Origin of the sequence: Paucibacter sp. PLA-PC-4 (assembly GCF_026241155.1) — a bacterium.
In the GTDB taxonomy this organism is placed as follows: domain Bacteria; phylum Pseudomonadota; class Gammaproteobacteria; order Burkholderiales; family Burkholderiaceae_C; genus Roseateles_E.
Genome location: NZ_JAPFGP010000012.1, coordinates 22,198 through 39,564, shown reverse-complemented (window position 1 = coordinate 39,564; position 17,367 = coordinate 22,198). Strand labels below are relative to the sequence as shown.

Annotated in this window: 18 protein-coding genes and 1 pseudogene; 9 read left to right on the top strand and 10 right to left on the bottom strand. The window is 66.5% G+C overall.

The window, feature by feature from the left end:
• Nucleotides 1-13: 13 nt before the first annotated feature.
• Nucleotides 14-1,015, bottom strand: a complete 1,002-nt coding sequence (locus OOZ63_RS18280) for a cytochrome d ubiquinol oxidase subunit II (RefSeq protein ID WP_266007039.1) — start codon at nt 1,013-1,015, stop codon at nt 14-16.
• Nucleotides 1,012-2,364 carry a cytochrome ubiquinol oxidase subunit I gene (locus OOZ63_RS18275; RefSeq protein WP_266007038.1) on the bottom strand — a complete coding sequence of 451 codons (1,353 nt, stop codon included), beginning with the start codon at nt 2,362-2,364 and terminating at the stop codon, nt 1,012-1,014. Before OOZ63_RS18275 ends, OOZ63_RS18280 begins: the two co-directional genes overlap by 4 nt.
• Before the next feature lie 171 nt (nt 2,365-2,535).
• On the opposite strand from OOZ63_RS18275, the gene OOZ63_RS18270 reads away from it, so the two are divergent.
• The 4 genes from OOZ63_RS18270 (at nt 2,536) to OOZ63_RS18255 (ending at nt 6,642) form a co-directional block, all read left to right on the top strand.
• On the top strand, nt 2,536-3,000 hold the full coding sequence (locus tag OOZ63_RS18270; protein ID WP_266007036.1) for a carboxymuconolactone decarboxylase family protein: 465 nt from the start codon (nt 2,536-2,538) through the stop codon (nt 2,998-3,000).
• Nucleotides 2,997-3,584, top strand: a complete 588-nt coding sequence (locus tag OOZ63_RS18265; protein ID WP_266007035.1) for a GNAT family N-acetyltransferase — start codon at nt 2,997-2,999, stop codon at nt 3,582-3,584. The genes OOZ63_RS18270 and OOZ63_RS18265 overlap by 4 nt, the downstream gene beginning before the upstream one ends.
• Before the next feature lie 286 nt (nt 3,585-3,870).
• Nucleotides 3,871-5,685, top strand: coding sequence for an adenylate/guanylate cyclase domain-containing protein (locus OOZ63_RS18260; RefSeq protein WP_266007034.1), 1,815 nt, complete (start codon nt 3,871-3,873; stop codon nt 5,683-5,685).
• 9 nt (nt 5,686-5,694) lie between these two features.
• Nucleotides 5,695-6,642 (top strand): phosphatase PAP2 family protein, encoded by a 948-nt coding sequence (locus OOZ63_RS18255; RefSeq protein ID WP_266007033.1) that lies wholly within the window; start codon nt 5,695-5,697, stop codon nt 6,640-6,642.
• Nucleotides 6,643-6,705: 63 nt separating this feature from the next.
• On the opposite strand, the gene OOZ63_RS18250 is transcribed toward OOZ63_RS18255, so the two are convergent.
• The 3 genes from OOZ63_RS18250 to OOZ63_RS18240 form a co-directional block, all read right to left on the bottom strand.
• Nucleotides 6,706-7,002, bottom strand: coding sequence for a hypothetical protein (locus OOZ63_RS18250; protein WP_266007032.1), 297 nt, complete (start codon nt 7,000-7,002; stop codon nt 6,706-6,708).
• Between the two features lie 469 nt (nt 7,003-7,471).
• A complete protein-coding gene (locus tag OOZ63_RS18245) occupies nt 7,472-8,110 on the bottom strand; it encodes a hypothetical protein (protein ID WP_266007030.1) in 639 nt (212 codons plus the stop codon).
• A complete protein-coding gene (locus tag OOZ63_RS18240; protein WP_266007029.1) occupies nt 8,110-8,475 on the bottom strand; it encodes a hypothetical protein in 366 nt (121 codons plus the stop codon). The genes OOZ63_RS18245 and OOZ63_RS18240 overlap by 1 nt, the downstream gene beginning before the upstream one ends.
• Nucleotides 8,476-8,939: 464 nt before the next feature.
• Between OOZ63_RS18240 and OOZ63_RS18235 the strand changes: the two genes are divergently transcribed.
• From OOZ63_RS18235 to OOZ63_RS18220, 5 genes and pseudogenes are all read left to right on the top strand, one after another.
• Nucleotides 8,940-10,040: an Acg family FMN-binding oxidoreductase gene (locus OOZ63_RS18235; protein ID WP_266007028.1), complete on the top strand. Its 1,101-nt coding sequence runs from the start codon at nt 8,940-8,942 to the stop codon at nt 10,038-10,040.
• Nucleotides 10,041-10,044: 4 nt separating this feature from the next.
• Complete coding sequence (locus OOZ63_RS18230; RefSeq protein ID WP_266007027.1) at nt 10,045-11,016, top strand: alpha/beta fold hydrolase; 972 nt, start codon at nt 10,045-10,047, stop codon at nt 11,014-11,016.
• A gap of 333 nt (nt 11,017-11,349) precedes the next feature.
• Nucleotides 11,350-11,694: pseudogene (locus OOZ63_RS29265) on the top strand (DUF6920 family protein); the annotation flags it as partial.
• A 16-nt stretch (nt 11,695-11,710) separates the two neighbouring features.
• Entirely contained in the window at nt 11,711-12,262 is a 552-nt protein-coding gene (locus OOZ63_RS18225; RefSeq protein WP_266007026.1) for a response regulator, read from the top strand.
• A gap of 294 nt (nt 12,263-12,556) precedes the next feature.
• The gene (locus OOZ63_RS18220; protein ID WP_266007024.1) at nt 12,557-13,498 is read left to right on the top strand and encodes a PEP-CTERM sorting domain-containing protein; all 942 of its coding nucleotides are present in this window, start codon (nt 12,557-12,559) and stop codon (nt 13,496-13,498) included.
• 158 nt (nt 13,499-13,656) lie between these two features.
• Here OOZ63_RS18220 and OOZ63_RS18215 read toward each other — a convergent pair whose 3' ends face one another.
• From OOZ63_RS18215 to OOZ63_RS18195, 5 genes are all read right to left on the bottom strand, one after another.
• Complete coding sequence (locus tag OOZ63_RS18215; protein WP_266007023.1) at nt 13,657-13,863, bottom strand: CopG family transcriptional regulator; 207 nt, start codon at nt 13,861-13,863, stop codon at nt 13,657-13,659.
• 101 nt (nt 13,864-13,964) lie between these two features.
• Nucleotides 13,965-14,924: a 2-hydroxyacid dehydrogenase gene (locus OOZ63_RS18210; protein ID WP_266007022.1), complete on the bottom strand. Its 960-nt coding sequence runs from the start codon at nt 14,922-14,924 to the stop codon at nt 13,965-13,967.
• A complete protein-coding gene (locus OOZ63_RS18205) occupies nt 14,921-15,865 on the bottom strand; it encodes a sugar kinase (RefSeq protein WP_266007021.1) in 945 nt (314 codons plus the stop codon). Before OOZ63_RS18205 ends, OOZ63_RS18210 begins: the two co-directional genes overlap by 4 nt.
• Complete coding sequence (locus tag OOZ63_RS18200) at nt 15,862-16,611, bottom strand: sugar phosphate isomerase/epimerase family protein (protein ID WP_266007020.1); 750 nt, start codon at nt 16,609-16,611, stop codon at nt 15,862-15,864. The genes OOZ63_RS18205 and OOZ63_RS18200 overlap by 4 nt, the downstream gene beginning before the upstream one ends.
• Complete coding sequence (locus OOZ63_RS18195; RefSeq protein WP_137943342.1) at nt 16,611-17,360, bottom strand: amino acid ABC transporter ATP-binding protein; 750 nt, start codon at nt 17,358-17,360, stop codon at nt 16,611-16,613. The genes OOZ63_RS18200 and OOZ63_RS18195 overlap by 1 nt, the downstream gene beginning before the upstream one ends.
• Between the last annotated feature and the right edge of the window lie 7 nt (nt 17,361-17,367).

Sequence of the window (17,367 nt, the reverse complement as noted above, 5' to 3'; positions counted from 1 at the left end):
ATGAGCTCAGCCCTCATCCATAGCGCAGATCGCCGGCCTTACCCCAGAACACCCGGTAGGCGAACACAGTGTAGGCAAGGATCACCGGCACGGTGATCGCGCAGCCGACCAGGATGAACTGCAGCGACTTCGGCGCCGCGGCCGCCTGCCAGATCGTCATCCTATCCATCATCACGAAGGGATAGAGACTGTAGGCAAGCCCGAAGAAGCCCAGCAGCATCACCAGCACCGTGAGGGCGAAGGGCAGCCAGCACAGCTTGCCCAGCACCCGGTGCGAGTTCAGCAGCGCCCGCAGGGCCAACAGGGCCAGGACGCTGATCAGCGGGATTGGCAGCAGCGCGATCAGCTCGGGCAGCGCGAACCAGCGCGCGCGCACCGTAGGGCTGATCCAGGGCGTGGCCAGCGAGATCAGCGCCAGGCCCAGCACCACGGCCGGCCAGACACGTTTGGCGCTGCGCAGCGCACGGGCCTGCAGCTCGCCCTCGGTCTTCATCAGCAGCCAGCCGGCTCCCAGCAAGGCATAAGCGGCCGACAGCGCCAGCGCGATCACCGCAGCGAACAGCGTGTAGGCAAAGCCCTCGGCGAAGCCGCTGATGTAGCGCCCCAGCATCCAGCCCTGAGCCATCGAGGCCAGGAGCGAGCCGGCCATGAAGGCACGGTTCCACAGCGGTTTCCACTGCGCCTGCACCTTGACGCGGAAGTCGAAGGCCACGCCGCGCAGCATCAGCCCCAAGAGCATCACGGCCACCGGTAGATAAAGAGCCTGCAGGATGGGGCCATGAGCCTTGGGGAAGGCGATCAGCAAAATCCCGACGCCCAGCACAAGCCAGGTTTCGTTGGCATCCCAGAACGGGCCGATCGAAGCCACCATGCGATCCTTATGCGCATCTGGGGCACCGGCCATCAGCATGCCCACACCCAGGTCATAGCCGTCCAGCACCACATAGATCAGCAGGGCCAGGCCCATCAGGCCCATGAAAACCAATGGCATCCAGTCGTTGGCGGCGGGGCTCATGACGCGGTCCTCAGATTGCGCGGCTCCTGCCGGGGCAAGCCGGCATCGACCGGCTTCTCAGCCATGGTCTTGATCACCGCCACATAGGCCACCAGCAAGGCCAGGTACAGGCTCAGATAGCCGGCCAGCGTGACGGCGATCATCGGCGCCGGCGTCGTCGAGACGACATCGGCGGTGCGCAGCAGGCCGTAGACGATGTAGGGCTGGCGGCCGATCTCGGTCACATACCATCCGGCCACCGTCGCAATCCAACCGGAGAAACTCATCAGCACCAGCAGGCGCAGCAGCGGCCGCGGCAGCCGCTCGGCCTGCCAGCCGCGGCGTCGGTAGAGCCACAGACCCAGCCAGCTGGCCGCCAGCATCAGCAGGCCCACACCCACCATGATGCGAAAACCGAAGAACAGCGGCGCCACCGGCGGATGCGCGCCCTTGAACTCGTCCAGGCCGCGGATCTCTCCATCGGCGCGATGGGTCAGCACCAGGCTGGCGCCATTCGGGATGCCAATCGCATAGTCATTGCTGCGGGTCTTCTCGTTGGGCCAGGCGAACAGCAGCAGCGGCGCGCCGCGCTCGGTCTGCCAGACGCCTTCCATTGCGGCGATCTTGGCCGGCTGGTGCTCCAAGGTGTTCAGACCATGCAGATCGCCCACCAGGATCTGCAGCGGGATCAGCAGCGCCGCAAGGCTCAAACCGACGCGCAGCACCCGCGAGGTATGGGGCTGGGCCTTGCCCTTCAACAACTGCCAGGCACTCACGCCGGCCAAGATGAAGGCAACGGTCAGGCCTGAGGCCAGCAGTTTGTGCGCCAGCCGGTAGGGGAAGGAGGGATTGAAGATTACCGCCGTCCAGCTCAGTGCATGGAACTCACCGTTGATGATCTCAAAGCCCTGCGGCGTCTGCATCCAGGAGTTCAGGCTCAGGATCCAGAAGGCGCTGAGCGTGGTACCGAGGGCCACCATCCAGGTGGCACCCAGGTGCACACGCTCGCTGACCCTGCCATGGCCGAACAGCATCACACCGAGGAAACCGGCTTCGAGGAAAAAGGCCGTCAGTACCTCGTAGCCCAAGAGCGGCCCGGCGATATTGCCGGCCCGCTCCATGAAGCCGGGCCAGTTGGTACTGAACTGAAAGCTCATCGTGATGCCCGACACCACGCCCAGCGCAAAAGTCAGCGCGAACACCTTGGTCCAGAAGCGGTAGGCCGTCAGCCAGGCGAGCGCACCGCTCTTGAGCCAGCGCCAGCGGAAAAACAAAAGCACCCAGCCCAGCGCGATGCTGATGGTCGGAAACAGGATGTGGAAGGTGATATTGGCCGCGAACTGCATGCGGGCCATCATGAAAGCATCCATGGAAGTCCTTGCGGCCGCGCAAGCCCACGGGATTGCGAACTTGCGCTGGCTCAACAGGCGGCCATTCTTCGGGTTATGCCCGCCGTGCGCGATTGGACAAATTGCCTTTGGACAAATTGCCCCAGCCCCGCCGCCGATAATCCCGCCATCCTTTTTGAACCGCATTCACCCATGACCGCAGCCCGTATCGACCGTCCCGAGTTCGCCGCCCTGACGCCCGGCGTCAGCGAGGCCCTGATCGCGCTGGGCCAGGCCGTCAACGCCTCAGGCCTGCCCAAGGACCTGCAGGAGCTGATCAAGATCCGCGCGTCGCAGCTCAATGGCTGCGCCTTTTGCCTGCAGTTCCATCTGAACGTGGCCCGCGATCTCCAAGTGCCGGCGGCCAAGCTGGACCTGCTGGCCACCTGGCGCGAGGCGCCGGTCTACAGCGAGCGCGAACGCATCGCCCTGGCCTGGACCGAGGCGCTGACCCTGGCGCCCCACGGCGGTGCCAACGACGCGCTGTACGAGCGCGCGCTGGCCGAGTTCGGCGCCGCCACCTTGAGCTTTCTGACCGCCGCCGTGGCCGGCATCAATGCCTGGAACCGCATCGCGATGGCGCTGCGCTTCGCGCCGCCGCTGCGCGCCAGCGCATGAGCAACGCCATGCCCGCCTTCGTGCTGCATACCGAGCGCCTGCTGTTGCGCGCGCCGACGGTCGCGCTGACCGCCGCGGTCGTTGACTACCAAGCCCGCAACATGGCCCATTTCGCACGCTGGGACCCGCCCTATCCGGCCGATTTCTTTGCGTCCGCGGCGGTGACCGAACGCCTCGCCCAGGGCGAGCAGTCTTTTGCCGCCGGCAGCGCCTATCGCTATTGGTTCAGCCTTCGCGACGACCCGGCCCGGCTGATCGGCCAGGTTCATCTGTCCCAGGTCGCCCGAGGCGCTTTTCAGAACGCCATCCTCGGCTACAGCCTCGACGAACAGGCGCAGGGCCTGGGCTTGATGCGAGAGGCGCTGCGCGCCGTGATCGCCGAGATGTTCGGCGCCCAGGTCCGCCTGCACCGCATCCAGGCCGCCGTGCGCCCCGAAAACCAGCGCAGCCGGGCGGTGCTTCAAGCCCTGGGCTTCGCCCAGGAGGGCCTGAGCCGGCGCTATCTCTTCATCGACGGACAATGGCGCGACCACGAGGTGTACGCACTGCTGAATCCGCAGTGGGAGCATGACCTGGCACCGTGAGGCCCTCAGCGCGGCGCAGAAGGATAGATACCATCCCCTTGCGCCCTGCGAAACGGCAACCTTGAAAATAGCCCAGGCGGCAAGACAGCATCTCCACCCTATGGGTGTCGCGCTGCGTCCATGACGACCGGTCGCTGAGCTACAGCGAGCGGAAGTAGCTCTCGGCTTTCCTCACTAGCCTCGCGTTCTGCTCGGCGGCGAAGGCCCGCTCGCCGGCGGACGCGGGTGTGAGCTGCTGAAAGGTTGGGATTGAGTCGGCCGCAAGCTTCGTCGACACTGTGAGCAGATGCAAACAGTCGACGCCGAAGCCGCTGTCCTGACGCCTGACACGCTGCCGCCCTGGCTTACGCGCCAGCGGCGCACGATCGTGGTGGTCGACCTCGTCGAGTCGGTGCGCCTGATGCAGCGCGACGAGAACGGTGTCATCTCGCGCTGGCTCGCCTTCGTCGCCGACGTGCGCGACACATTGCTGCCGCAGTGGCAGGGCCGCCTGGTGAAAAGCCTGGGTGACGGGCTGCTACTGGAGTTCGAGCGTGTCGATGCTGCGGTGCGCGTGGCGCTGGCGCTGCAGCCAGCACTGGACGCCGTCGCGCCAGCGCCACCCGCAGCTCCGCTGTACCTGCGCACCGGCGTGCACCTGGCCGACGTGGTGGTGACCGAGCTCGACGTACTCGGCAGCGGTGTGAACCTCGCGGCACGGCTGGCCGCGTTGGCGGGGCCTGGCGAGGTGGTGGCGTCGGCCGACGTGCGCGACGCGCTCACTGACGGCCTAGATGCGTTTGTAACCGACCTCGGCGACTGCTTCCTGAAGCACGTGGATGGCAGCGTGCGCGCCTACCGCCTTGCGCCGCTGGCAGCTCCGAGCGCGGCGCCATCGGCACCGGCACCGGCACCGCCTGCCGACCGCGAGCCGCTGGGCGTCACAGTGGCGGTGGTGCCCTTTGCCACTATCGAAGGGGGCGGCTGGGCCTTCGGTGACGCGCTGGCCGACGCCATCAACGCCCGCCTCTCACGCAGCCCTGGGCTGCGCGTGATCTCGCGCCTGTCCACCGCCGCGGTGCGCCATGCCGACGACGTGGTGCACGTCTGCCGCGCGCAGCTGCGCGCGGCTTTCGTGCTGACTGGCCACTACCAGATGAGCGACAGGCGCGCCTGGGTCTCTGCGCAGCTGTGCGACGCGCGCGACGGCACCGTGCAGTGGGCCGAGCGCTCGAGGGTAGACGTGGCGGCTGTGTTCGGCGGCGACGACGCCGCGGTCGACAAGATGGTGAGTGAGGTGGCGCGCGTGATCGCCGGCATCGAGTTGCGGCGCGCACAGGCGCTGGCATTGCCAACACTCGAATCGTTCTCGCTGTACGTGGGCGGCGTGGCGCTCCTGAACCGCCTGCGGCTTGCCGACTTCGAGCGCGTACACCAGCTCTTCAACGCGCTGCACGAACGCCAGCCACGTCACGCGGCACCGCTAGCAATGCTTGCGAAATGGCACCTGATGCGGCTGCTGCAAGGCTGGGCCGACGACCCGAAGCTCGAGGTGCATGCTGCGCGAGCACACACGCAACGCGCACTGGACCTTCAGCCCGACCATGCGCTCGCGCTGGCGATCGAAGCGCTGCTCGCGAGCCACGCCGACGGCGACTTGACCGCCGCACAGTCGCTCGGGATGCAGGCGGTCGCCGCCGACCCGCAGGAAACGCTGGGCTGGATGGCGCTGGCCGGCGTGGCGAGCTACCGGGCAGATGGCAACGCCGCGCTCGCCCACGCATGGCGCGCGGTGGCGCTGTCGCCGGCCGACCCGCGGCGCTTCATGTTGGACCTAATGCTGGGCGCCGGCGAACTGGCGAAGGGTCACGCCACAGCTGCAGTCCAGCACGTGCAGGCGTCGCTGCGGCTGAATTCGACCCACGCTTCGGCGCACCGGCTGCACGTCATCGCGCTCGCGCTAGCAGGCTGCGGCGGGGAAGCGCGCAACGCGGCCGAGGCGCTGCTGCGCGTCGATCCGTCATACCGCGTGGGGACGTTCGAGGCTCGATACCCAGGCCGCGCGTACCCGCACGCGCGCGAATTCGTGCAAGCTCTACGCGATGCGGGCATTCCGCCTTAATGAACCAACATGACCCAGGGCAACACCATGGCTTTCGCTGCACCCGCTCCGATCTACGCGCCGTATGGCTGGATGCCGCCGGCGTTCCACGCCACGCTCCCGCCGCCGAGGGGCTTCGACGGCGACGCCGCCGCATGGGCAGCGTGGCTGGATGAGACAGCCGACTTGTTCAAAGACTTCCTGTGGCCGCGCTGGCAGGGCAGCGCGTGGGTGGGAGACCTCGCCGCCGCCGACGCGCTGACGCGCGCCGACCTCGCCGCGATGCCCGCACTGGCGCAGAAGATGAACGAGCCCGTGCGCGCGGGCAGTCCAGTGACGCATGCGCTGCTTTTCCGCGCCGAAGACCTGGCCGCGCCGAGCCTGGGCACCTTCAAGGACTATCTGCCCGACCCGCCGCCAGCGCTGCTGAGTGGCTTCGACCGCTGGGTGATGGAAGCTGGCTCCGAGCGAGCCGAGCAAGCGGCCGTCGGCCTGAAGGTGCACATGCAGCGCCCACGCCCGTACCAGATGGCACTGCAACTTGTACCTGCCATGCCGCTCGCCTACCGTGTGGCGACGACCGCGGTGACGCCGTCGCTCGTGAGCGGCCATGCGCTGCAGGGCGCGATGGCGCTCGTCACAGTGGTGTTGCACCTCGAGCACGGTCTGCGCGAACCCACGCCGCCAGGGCTGCTGAAGGAGCTGCAGCGCTATTTCCTGCACGTGGGCGACCGCCGCACCTTTGCCGGCGTGCACTACCCCAGCGACAACCTGTCGTCATGGTTCACGGTGCTGCGACTGCTGCGACGCATGAGCTTCAACGAGTCCGACCCGAAGACCGAGCGCACACGCGGCCGCGAAGTGCTGTGGGCAGGCATCCAGGCCGAAAGCCCGGTGTACCAGGCGATGGCGGCGGCAGGCGGCGCATTCAGCGACTCGCTCGCGCGGCTAAAAGCTGAGGCCGAAGCCCCGCTCTGAGAGGTGGCGGCCTCGGTCAAAAGCTGATGTGGGCCAACGGCCACTTCAACATGCCAGAACGGTTCAAGGCAGCGCATCGGCCACCTCGTCCGCGATGTGCAGGCTCGCGGGAACGCCCCCCGTTTTCTGCTCCTGCGCGTTAGCGAGCTGGACCGGCACTGCCGGATCGCCCGGTAGAGGCTCCCCCTTAAACCCATCCGGCGCGATAGTGCCAAGGCCGTCGTAGCACCAGTGCACGCCCAGGTACGCCCGCGACACCCAGTAGTCCACCATGGGCTGTGTGAGCGTGAGCCGCTTGTTGATAGAAGATCGCAACACGCCCGCAGCATCACGGCGGGCACCGTCGTACTCGTCGGACACGAACTCGACCGGTGGTTGCGCTGCAGGTCGGCGCCCGGACGACCCAACACATCAGCGTAGGAGAGCGCGAGAGTGCGGCAAGCAGCGGCGCCAAAGGTTGCATGCCCCTATGGACAGGCGGGGACGTGGGGTGTGTAGCTGAACTGCCCAGGTAAGTCCGTGCTTGGTACTCCGATCGGAACCCAGCCGGCACCGGCGATGGGTGGCATTGGCGCTGAGAGCGTGCCACCGTTGGGATCGATGCCTGCGTATGCCACGGCCGGGCGCCACAGGTCGTAGTCGCAATTGCCCACCAAGGCAACGATCGCCGCACCGGCCATCGCAAAGCTCAAGCGTGCGAAGAACGTCTGCTGCCGGGCGAAGATGTAAACCGGAAGTCTCGGCCATCAGCAGCCCTTGTTCGGCGCCTGGCTGGCGGCAGCTTCGTGCCCATTGCTATCGCCCACCGCCCGTGATTGCGCACTCTGTATCACCGCTTGCGTTCGAAGTCGCGAGCTGCCTTCACGATTGGCTTGGCCCAGTCTGGCGTGTGCTCAAGGTCCTCGAGGGCGCGAGGGAAACTGACAGCGCCATCTTTTGCGTGCAGCACCAGCATCGGGTTCGATACTGGGGCGCCCGGCATTGCATCGGTGCTGTTATCGAAAACGCGCAACTCGCTCAACTTGGGCATCAAGTCGATGAGATTCAGCGGCGCGCGGACCCAGCGCTCGCGGATCTTGGCCTCTGGAATGTTGTGTCCGCCAGCTACCACCCGGGCGGCCACACGGGCGATGTGCTTCTCCGGCGAGGCCAGACCGCAGAACCAGACCAGAACGTCGTGCGTCCGAGCGGCGGCGGCAATCTTTTGGGTCATCGTCGAGCCGCCCAGGGTCGTCTCGAACGCGTGACTGAGCCCAGCCGCAACGGCCCGGTCGATCAAGTTAACGCCGTGTTGCCACGCGCACGCATTGGCCTCGCCGGCGGACATGCCGCCCTGAACGAGTATGCGGGTGTAGGTATCAGGGTTAAACCAGGTCAGCCCAGCCCTTCGCAGCATGATGTTGCCGCCGATGGAACTTTTGCCTGCGCCATTGACGCCAGCCAGGACCAGAAGAACGGGCCGCCCCATCAGAAGCTTTGCCCTGAAATGACCTCGTCATGCAAGTCGAGCGGCACGCTGAAGGCCTGCCGCAACCTGTCGCTGGCATCTGGCTGCTTGAGCACCGCCAATTCCTCATCGAAGGCACGCGTCAGTTGCTCCAACTTACTCTGGTCATCGCGCTGAACACGCTCGGCCAGTTCGGTGAGCAAACTGTATTCACGCAAAGACAAGATCACGGCCTCGGGCCGTTCGTGGTTGGTCATCAACAACTTCCCAGCGGCATCGACGGCATTCATAACACCACGCCAGCCCTCCCGCTTGACGTCCGAGATGGGCTTGCGCTTCAGGCGCGCAAACAGCTCCTCGCTTGCAGGCTGAATAGCAGTGGCCATGATCGGATTCCCCAAGGAAAGTTGCAGACTGATGGCAGTATGGACCAAATACCCGATTTTCTTACAAATGACCCACATTGGCCAATTTGGGCCCATGTGTCGATGTACCGGCGGCACTTTCGTCGGCCGGAGGGCGAGTGGCAGGTGTGGGCACCTTGCTGTCCTGCAATGGGTCGAGTACACCCCGCCATGAAGGACCGCTTCCTGGCATCCCACCTTCACCGGCTGCTATGCGGCAACGAACTCAGCCGGGGGGCAGTCGTAGGCCAACCCATAACGGCTGCTTGTGCGCTGTATGAGTCATCATGAGCGGACGTTCAGTCGCCCGTACGGTCGTCCGGGAAAACCCGAGGCGCCGGGCGGCGCCATCATGAAGTTGATGCCGGCCTTCCCATCCCGCGGCAGTGGCGCCCGCCTTGCGCAAGGTCAAGCACCCGGTATGGTGCTGTGCTTATCCTGATCTCATGGAAGTCACCCGTAGGCATTTCGGCGCGTTGTCCTTGGTGCTCGGCGTGCCAGTTCTGGGCAGCGCCTGCTCCACGGAGGCGCTGACCTCGTACGACGAGGCGGTGCGAGAGTTGTGGCGCCACGGTCGGGTTGATCGCAGCGATGCCGCAGCGGTCAAGCGCGAGCTCGTGCGCTACGCGGTGCTCGCGCCGTCGAGCCACAACACGCAGTGCTGGAGATTCGGCATCGAGCCGCAGGCCATCACGCTGTTGCCCGACAGCACGCGGCGCTGCCCGGCCGTCGATCCCGATGACCACCATCTCTTCGTTTCCCTCGGCTGCGCAGCGGAAAACCTCGCACAGGCCGCACTTGCACACGGACGGAAGGCCGAGGCCACATTCGACGCGCAACGCGGTGCGCTGCGCATGGCGCTCGAAGCGACGCAGCCGCAAGCCTCGACACTGTTCCAGGCCATCCCCCAGCGCCAAAGCACGCGCGGCGAGTACGACGGCAAGCCGCTGTCGGCCGATGAGCTGCGCGCGCTCGAGCGGGCCGCCTCCGGCGGCGGCGTGCAACTGATTCTGCTCACCGGCAGGGCCGCGCTGGAGAAGGTGCTGACATTCGTGGTGCAAGGTAACAGCGCTCAGATGAGGGATGCCGCCTTCGTGGAGGAGCTAAAGGCCTGGATCCGCTTCTCCGCGAGCGACGCGGTGCGCCTGGGCGACGGGCTGTACAGCGCGTCGTCGGGTAACCCGTCCGTGCCGGCCTGGTTGGGCCGTCTGATGTTCGGACAGTTCTTTACGGAGAAGGGCGAGAACGACAAGTACGCAAGGCACATACGCAGCTCGGCGGGCATCGCCGTGTTCGTCGGCGCCGACAACGACCGGGCGGGCTGGATCGAAGTAGGACGCGCCTACGAGCGCTTCGCGCTACAAGCCACGGCGATGGGTGTTCGAACTGCTCACCTCAACCAGCCGGTGGAGGTGGCGGCGTTGCGGCCCGTATTCGCGGGCTTTCTCGGCATCGCCGGCGGGAGGCCTGACCTCGTCGTGCGCTTCGGCCGCGGGCCAACGCTGCCAACGTCGCTGCGGCGGCCGGTGCAGGCCATGCTCGCATAGCGTCATGAAGGGTTGGCAAGGCGTCCTCGCGGCCGGCGTGGCCGTGGGGCTCGTCGCGGCTTGGGTGGTGCACTCGCGGTTTCGGAGCGACCTTGCCCTCGCCGCCGTCCGCGCCGCGCAGGGCAGCACGGTGCTCGACACACGCTGCGGTCCGATCGAGGTGCAGCAGGTCGGCGAGGGCCTGCCGCTGCTGATGATCCACGGCAGCGGCGGCGGCCACGACCAGGGCATGGACTTCGCGCGCCCGCTCGCGCAGCACGGCATCCGCGTGATCGCGGTGTCTCGCTTCGGCTACCTGCGAACGCCACGGCCCACCATTGCTTCGCCCGAAGCGCAAGCCGATGCGCATGTCTGCGTGCTCGATGCGCTGGGCGTACCCAGGGCGGCGGTGATGGGTGCATCGGCTGGCGGGCCGTCGGCGCTGCAAACCGCGATCCGCCATCCGACACGCGTCAGCGCTCTCGTGCTCGTCGTGCCGATTACGCACAAGCCGGCCGACGTGGCCGACTCCGCACCACCGGCGTCGGACGAGAAGGATGGCTGGCTGCTGCGCATACTCGGTTCCGACTTCCTGGTATGGAGCGCGCTAAAGTTGGCACGCGACGCCTTCTTCGAGCATGTGCTGGCTACGCCGCCGGGGCTGATCCACGCCGCGAGTGACGCTGAACGCTCGCGCGCCAATGCGATGGCCGAGCATGTACTGCCGGTGTCGGCGCGCGCCGCGGGACTGCTGGAAGACACCCGGCTGGGAAAGGGCCTGAAGCCCTACCCGCTGGAGCACATCCGGGCACCGACGCTCGCGATCAGCGCACGCGACGACGGCTTCGGCACCTTCGCCGGCGCGCAGTACACGACGAGCCGAATTCCTGGAGCCAGGTTCATCGGTTACGAACAAGGCGGGCACCTGCTGATCGGCCACGATGAGGACACGTGCGCGGCGATCGTCGAGTGGATCCGCGCGAGCGCCGGGCGATGAGCGGCGGCACATCAGGAGGTTGACTCGATGGTCTGGATCAAGTGGCTCGTGACTGTGCCGGTGGCGCTCTCGGCGCTCGTCGTCGCGCTAGGTGTGTTGGGCGCCTCGCGCTGGGCGGCGGGCACCCGTGCGTTGATCGGGCGGCTCGAAGCCGCGCTCGGCCATCGCCCCGGAGCGCTACGATGCCGCGCGCGAGCTCGAATGCCTGCCCGCGCCGGTGCAGTGCTTCTTCCGCGCGGTGCTCGAGGCCGGCTAGCTGATGATCGCCGCACTGCACATCGAGCACACCGGCACCTTCAATCTCGCCGCTGAGGGGCCGGCCAATGCAAGCCGTTCACCGCGAAGCAGCGCACTACGACGCGCCGCCCCGGCTTCGTCTGGGACGGGCGTGTCTTGATGCTGCCGGGTGTGGCGGTGCATGTGCACGACGCCTACGTCGCTGGCGAGGGGATCCTGCACCCGGCGGTGATGGGGCTGGTCTCGCTCACTGAAATGCAGAGCGCCAGTCCCGACCCCGGGGGCGTGGCACACGGCGAGTTCCTGCGCTGGTTCGCCGAGGCCGCTTGGTACCCGACCGCCCTGCTACCCAGCCAGGGCGTGCGCTGGAGCGCGGTGGACGAGCAGTCGGCGCGGGCGACGGTCGGCGACGGCGCGGTGAGCAGCGCGTTGCTCTTTCGATTCGATCCACAAAGTGGTGATTTCGACAGAGCCGGGCCTGCACTGGGTGGGCGAGGCGGGGAACGGCCAAGACGCGCTGGAACTGGTCCGCCGATTGCAGCCCGAAGTCCTGCTGCTGGACCTGGGGCTGCCCCAGATGGACGGGCTCGAGGTGATGCGCGTCATCGCAGCCGACACGCTGCCCACGCGTGTGCTGGTGGTCACGGCCCGGCAAGACCCGCAGGCGATGCGCACGGCGCTGTCGTTCGGGGCGCACGGCTACCTGCTCAAGACCGATGACGCCAGTGCGCTGGTCAGCGCATTGCGCACGGTCGCCGACGGCGGCCACCACGTCAGCCCCGAATTGGCTGGCGTGTTCGACCGTGATGTGCAAACCCGTGAACCCTTGACACCCCGTGAGGTCGAGATTGCACAAGCCGTCGGCCGCGGCCTGTCCAGCAAACGCATCGGCTGCGATCTGGGCATTTCCGAGCACACGGTTCGCAAGCATCGCGAGAACATTGCACGCAAACTGGGTTTGCGCAACACCGCCGAAATGGTGGCCTGGATGATCCGCCAGCGGCTCTAGGTCAGCACGTTAGGCGCAGGCGTTGCACATTGCAGCGCCCCGGGGAGCAGGTAGCACGCGGGCGAAAGTGGTGTCGCTGTCTTGCATGGCGCGGGCTGAGCGTGAGCAGTTGATGGAGGCCACCAGCCTGTCCGGCTGCGCGGTGGCCTGGCCGGCACCGATCCAGCGGCATCCTCAGTTTTGTGGATGACTGCGATCTTCTGCGTATTCACGGCGAGAGGCTCGCGCAGTGCAATACAGGCCCAGGAAAAAATCTCTCTTTACCTGCTCAGACTCCTAACTTGGGCCCACCGTATGAAACACCTTCTCGCCGTCTCTGCGCTGGGCCTTCTGCTCAGCCCGGCTTTTGCCGAAATCCAGATCCGCAGCAATTCGCTGGCCTACGACACTACCTTGGATGCGACCTGGGTCCGTGACACGCTGCTGTTCGACGCCGTCGCCGCACAGGTGGGCGGGGCGCAGGCGCTCAAGGAGGAGATCTACCGCGTCAGCCCACTGGTGTTCGAGTTGCCGAACGCCACCTGGCCTTCGGATGGCCGCGATCCCGTGACGCGCCAGTGGTACCAGTTCTTGAACATCAACACCGTCAATGGTGTCCGGGTCTTCACGGACTTCAGCGTGGATGTGGCGGGCAATACCGTGATGAACTGGTACGGACAAAACGCCTTCGTCAACTACCTGAACATCATGGGCTACGAGGGCTCCAGCAGCTGGCGCCTGCCGAGCATGATCGCCAGCGGCAACAACTGCCTGGGCAACATGACGGTCAACCTGGGCTGCCCGGACTCGCGTGACAACAACGAGGTCCAGTCGCTGATGTACTCGCTGGGCATGGATAACGACATTCTCCGGGGTTGGACTTCACAACCGAGCAGTCCCGCTTACTTCCGCGGCCTCAGAAACACGCGGGAGTACTGGTTGAGCGAGCAGGCCCGCCGTTTCACGCTTGATGAGCAAGACGGCATTGTCCTAACGGACCCGCCCGATTGGTATTTGGCAGCCTACACCGACAATGGCTTGTTGTTCGACCCTGTCACTGGCAGCACCAATGTTCTGGTGAACGGCATGGTGCAGGCCAAGACCGACTTCGCCTACTTCATCATGTTGCAAGATGGCGATTTGCTGGCGGCGGTGCCCGAGCCGTCGACCTGGGCACTGATGCTGGGAGGCATGGGCATGGTGGCCTGGCGCGCAGCGGCCAGGCGCGGTGGCCGCTCAGACCGCGGCGCGGCCTGAGCGGCGCTTAGTCGCCTGCCGGCAAGCGGGTGTGGCACCGTCCGTCAGGACGGCACGGGCATGTACTCTGGATCGCCCGCTGACCAAGAGGCCCGCTATTCGTGAAATCGTCGAGGCGCCTGCGGCCCTCGTTGTTACCGAGACCCAAAGCCGAGGAGCTAAGGGTCATTCAGCGCCGACGACGATTCAGTTCTTGAGGCAGCCTCAGTCCAGCCGTTGCGCTCGGCCTTGGCGCCGCGCGTGCCGCGCGACAGCCCCTGGCGTGCGAGCGAAGAAATGACCTCGCCAATGCCTCGCTGCTCGCGTTCGGCCAGATGTTTGGCGGCTGCCAGCACATCGTCATCAATTGCCAAGGTGGTGCGCATTGCCGGGCTCCAGAAGCGGGTGCCAGGCATCACACATCAAACATCACACGCTCGCAGATCGTCGGCGCCCTGAGGCTATCGCCAAGAAGCCTGCGAGCGCTTCAAAGCGCATAAACCGCCGCCGGCGTGCGACCGGCCAGCGCCGCCAGCAAATTATCCGTGGCCAGGACGGCCATGCGGTGACGTGTCTCGTGCGTGGCCGATCCGATATGGGGCAGCGCCGTGACCTTGGGATGGCTGCGCAGCGGCGAGTCCAGCGGCACCGGCTCGGTGCCGAACACGTCCAAGCCGGCAGCGCGCAGATGGCCGCTGTCCAGCGCCTGCAGCAGCGCATCCTCCTGCACGATGGCGCCCCGTGCGCCGTTGACGAAGATCGCGCCGGGCTTCATCAGCGCGAACTCGCGAGCGCCGATCAGGCCGCGGGTGTCCTCGGACAGTGGCAGGGTCAGCGCGATGATGTCGGAGCCGGCCAGCACCTCGTGGAGGCTGCCGTGCCGGGTCTTACCCTCAAGACCTGGCACCTGGCCCAGATCCACGGGCCGGCGACTGTAGTAACGCACCGGCATGCCAAAGCCCAGCGCCGCGCGGCGCGCCACGGCCTGCCCGATGCGGCCGAAGCCGAGGATGCCCAGCGTCTTGCCGTGTACATCCCAGCCGAACAGATCCTCACCGATGTTCTTGTCCCAGCGGCCGTCGCGCACATGCTGGGCCAACTCCACCAGGCGGCGGCTGCTGGCCATGATCAGCGCAAAGATCGTGTCGGCCGTGGTCTCGGTCAGCACGCCGGGCGTGTGGCACAGCAAGATGCCGCGGGCTTTCAAGGCGGCCAGATCGTAGTTATCGACACCGACCGAGATGCTGGACACCACCTTGAGCCGGGGCGCCTGAGCGATGTCGATCTTGAAGCTGGAGCCGATCAGGCCCTCGGCCTCGGTCAGCGCCGCGTCGTAGGCGGCGCGCTGCTCGGGCTTGCGCGGGTCGGCCACCGTGACCGCGTGGACGGCCTGCAAGCGCTCCAGCTGGTCGGCCGGCAACTCGCGAAAAACCAGCACACGGCTCATAGACCGGCAGCTTCCAGCTCGGACTTCGCCGGCAAGCCCTCGGTATCACCCAGCACTTGCACCGCACGCGCGCCGATCCAGCAGCCGCGTTTGACCGCCTCGGCAACGCTGCGACCGGCAAGCAGTGCGCTGATGACACCGGCCGCGAAGCCGTCGCCGGCGCCGACCGTGTCGACCACGGTCGCGACCGGGAAGCCGGCCACATGGCCGCAACCTGCGGTGTCGCTGTCGTAATAGGCACCGTCCGCGCCCAGCTTGACGATGACCAACTTGGCGCCGAGGCTGCGGTAGAAGTGGGCGATCGCCGCGGGTTCGTCAGAGCCCATCAAGATCTTGCCTTCCTCGATGCCGGGCAGCACCCAGTCAGCCTTGGCAGCCAGCGCATTGATGCCTGCGACCATGGACTCACGGCTGGACCACAGCGTGGGCCGCAGGTTCGGGTCAAACGAGATCGTGCGGCCAGCATCGCGCATCAGGGCCAGCGTGCGTTCGGCGGCGGCATAGGTGTTGGCGTTGAGCGCCGGGAACACGCCTGTGGCATGCAGATGTCGGGCCGAGGTGAGCCAGGCCGCGTCGATATCGTCCGGGCCGATCAGGCTGGCGGCCGAGCCCTTGCGGTGGTATTCGATCGGTGGGTCGCTGCCATCGCTGACCCGGCCCTTGATCAGGAAGCCGGTGCGCTGGGTCGGATCGCAAACCACATGGGAGCAATCGATACCCTCGGCCTGCATCGAGCCTAGCAGGTAGCGCGCCATCGAGTCGGCGCCCAGGCGACTGGCCCAGCCGACCTGGAGTCCGAGCCGGGCCAGGCCGATCGCGACATTGGTCTCGGCGCCGGCGGTGCGTTTGGAGAAGGTCTCGGCCAGTTCCAGCGGCCCAGGCCGGTCGGCGACCAACATCATCATGGCCTCGCCGAAGGTGATCACATCCAGACTGCTCATGCTTGCTCTCTCGCGTCTTGCAGCAAGCCCAGCTCACTGCGGGTGATGGCCTGCAGGTCTGCGCCCTGCAGCGGATATTCGATGGCCCAGGGCAACGTGCGCGGCAAGGACCGCAACACGGCGCGCCAAGGCGCGGCCGAGTCGGCAATCGGCACGGCAATCCAGCGCGAGCGCTCGCGCTGTACCCCCTTGCAATGCACATAGCGCACGCGGGCGCCGAGGGCGGCGGCGGCCTGCTGCGGGCATTCGCCCAGCCAGTGCCAGTTGCCCATATCGAAGACCATACCGAGATCCAAGCCTGCGGCATCGGCGGCGGCGAAGAAACGCTGCAATGCGCCCACAGTGCCGGCCGAGGAGGTCTGGTCGTTTTCGATCACCAGTTCCACGGCGCTGTGCGCCAGATGCCTGCGCAGAGTCGGCAGTTCGTCGGCGCCAGAGAAGCCCCCAATCGCCATTTTCAGCCGGGCGGCGCCGAGTTGACGAGCAGTGGCCAGGCCCTGCTCCAGCGCCGTCAGGTCGAGCCGACCCTCGTCGGTCCACAGTCCGGTCGGACTGGAGAACACCTTGACCATGCCGGTCGCGGCCAGCGCCGGCAGCTCGGCCGCGCTGGCCAGCAGCTCGCCACGCACCTCGACGCCATCGGCACCGGCAGCCTGCGCCAGCCACGTGTAGTGCAGCTGGCCGTGCTGGAGCACCTCGCTGGCACCAAAGGAAGACAGCGAGATCAGTATCGGTGCTGGATTCATCAGTGCGCCGAGCTCAGGATCTGGCCGAGGAACTGCCGGGTCTTCTCATGCCTAGGCGCAGCGAAGAACTCGGCCGGCGGAGCCTGCTCGATGATCTTGCCGTCGGCCATGAAGATCACGCGGTCCGCCACGCTGCGGGCAAAGCCCATCTCGTGGGTGACGCACAGCATGGTCATGCCGTCCTCGGCCAGGGTGATCATCGTGTCCAGCACCTCCTTGACCATCTCGGGATCGAGCGCCGAGGTGGGCTCGTCGAACAGCATGATCTTGGGCGTCATGCACAGCGCCCGCGCGATCGCAACGCGCTGCTGCTGGCCGCCGGACAGCTGACTGGGGTACTTCAGCGCCTGCTCGGGGATGCGCACGCGCTTGAGGTACTTCATCGCGATCTCCTCGGCCTCGGCCTGGGACAGGCCGCGCGAGCGCATCGGTGCCAGCGTGCAGTTCTGCAGCACCGTCATGTGCGGAAACAGATTGAACTGCTGGAACACCATGCCAACTTCCTGGCGCACCGCCTCAACCTGCTTGCCGCCGGCAGTGAGCTCGATACCGTCCACCGTGATGCGGCCCTGCTGCACCGCCTCCAACCGGTTGATGCAGCGTATCAGCGTGGATTTGCCCGAACCCGAGGGCCCGCAGACGACGATTCGCTCACCCGGCGCCACGCTCAAATCGATGTCGGTCAAGACCTGGAACTGGCCGTACCACTTGTTGACGCCTTCGATGCGGATAATGGGCTCGGTGCTCATGAAGTGC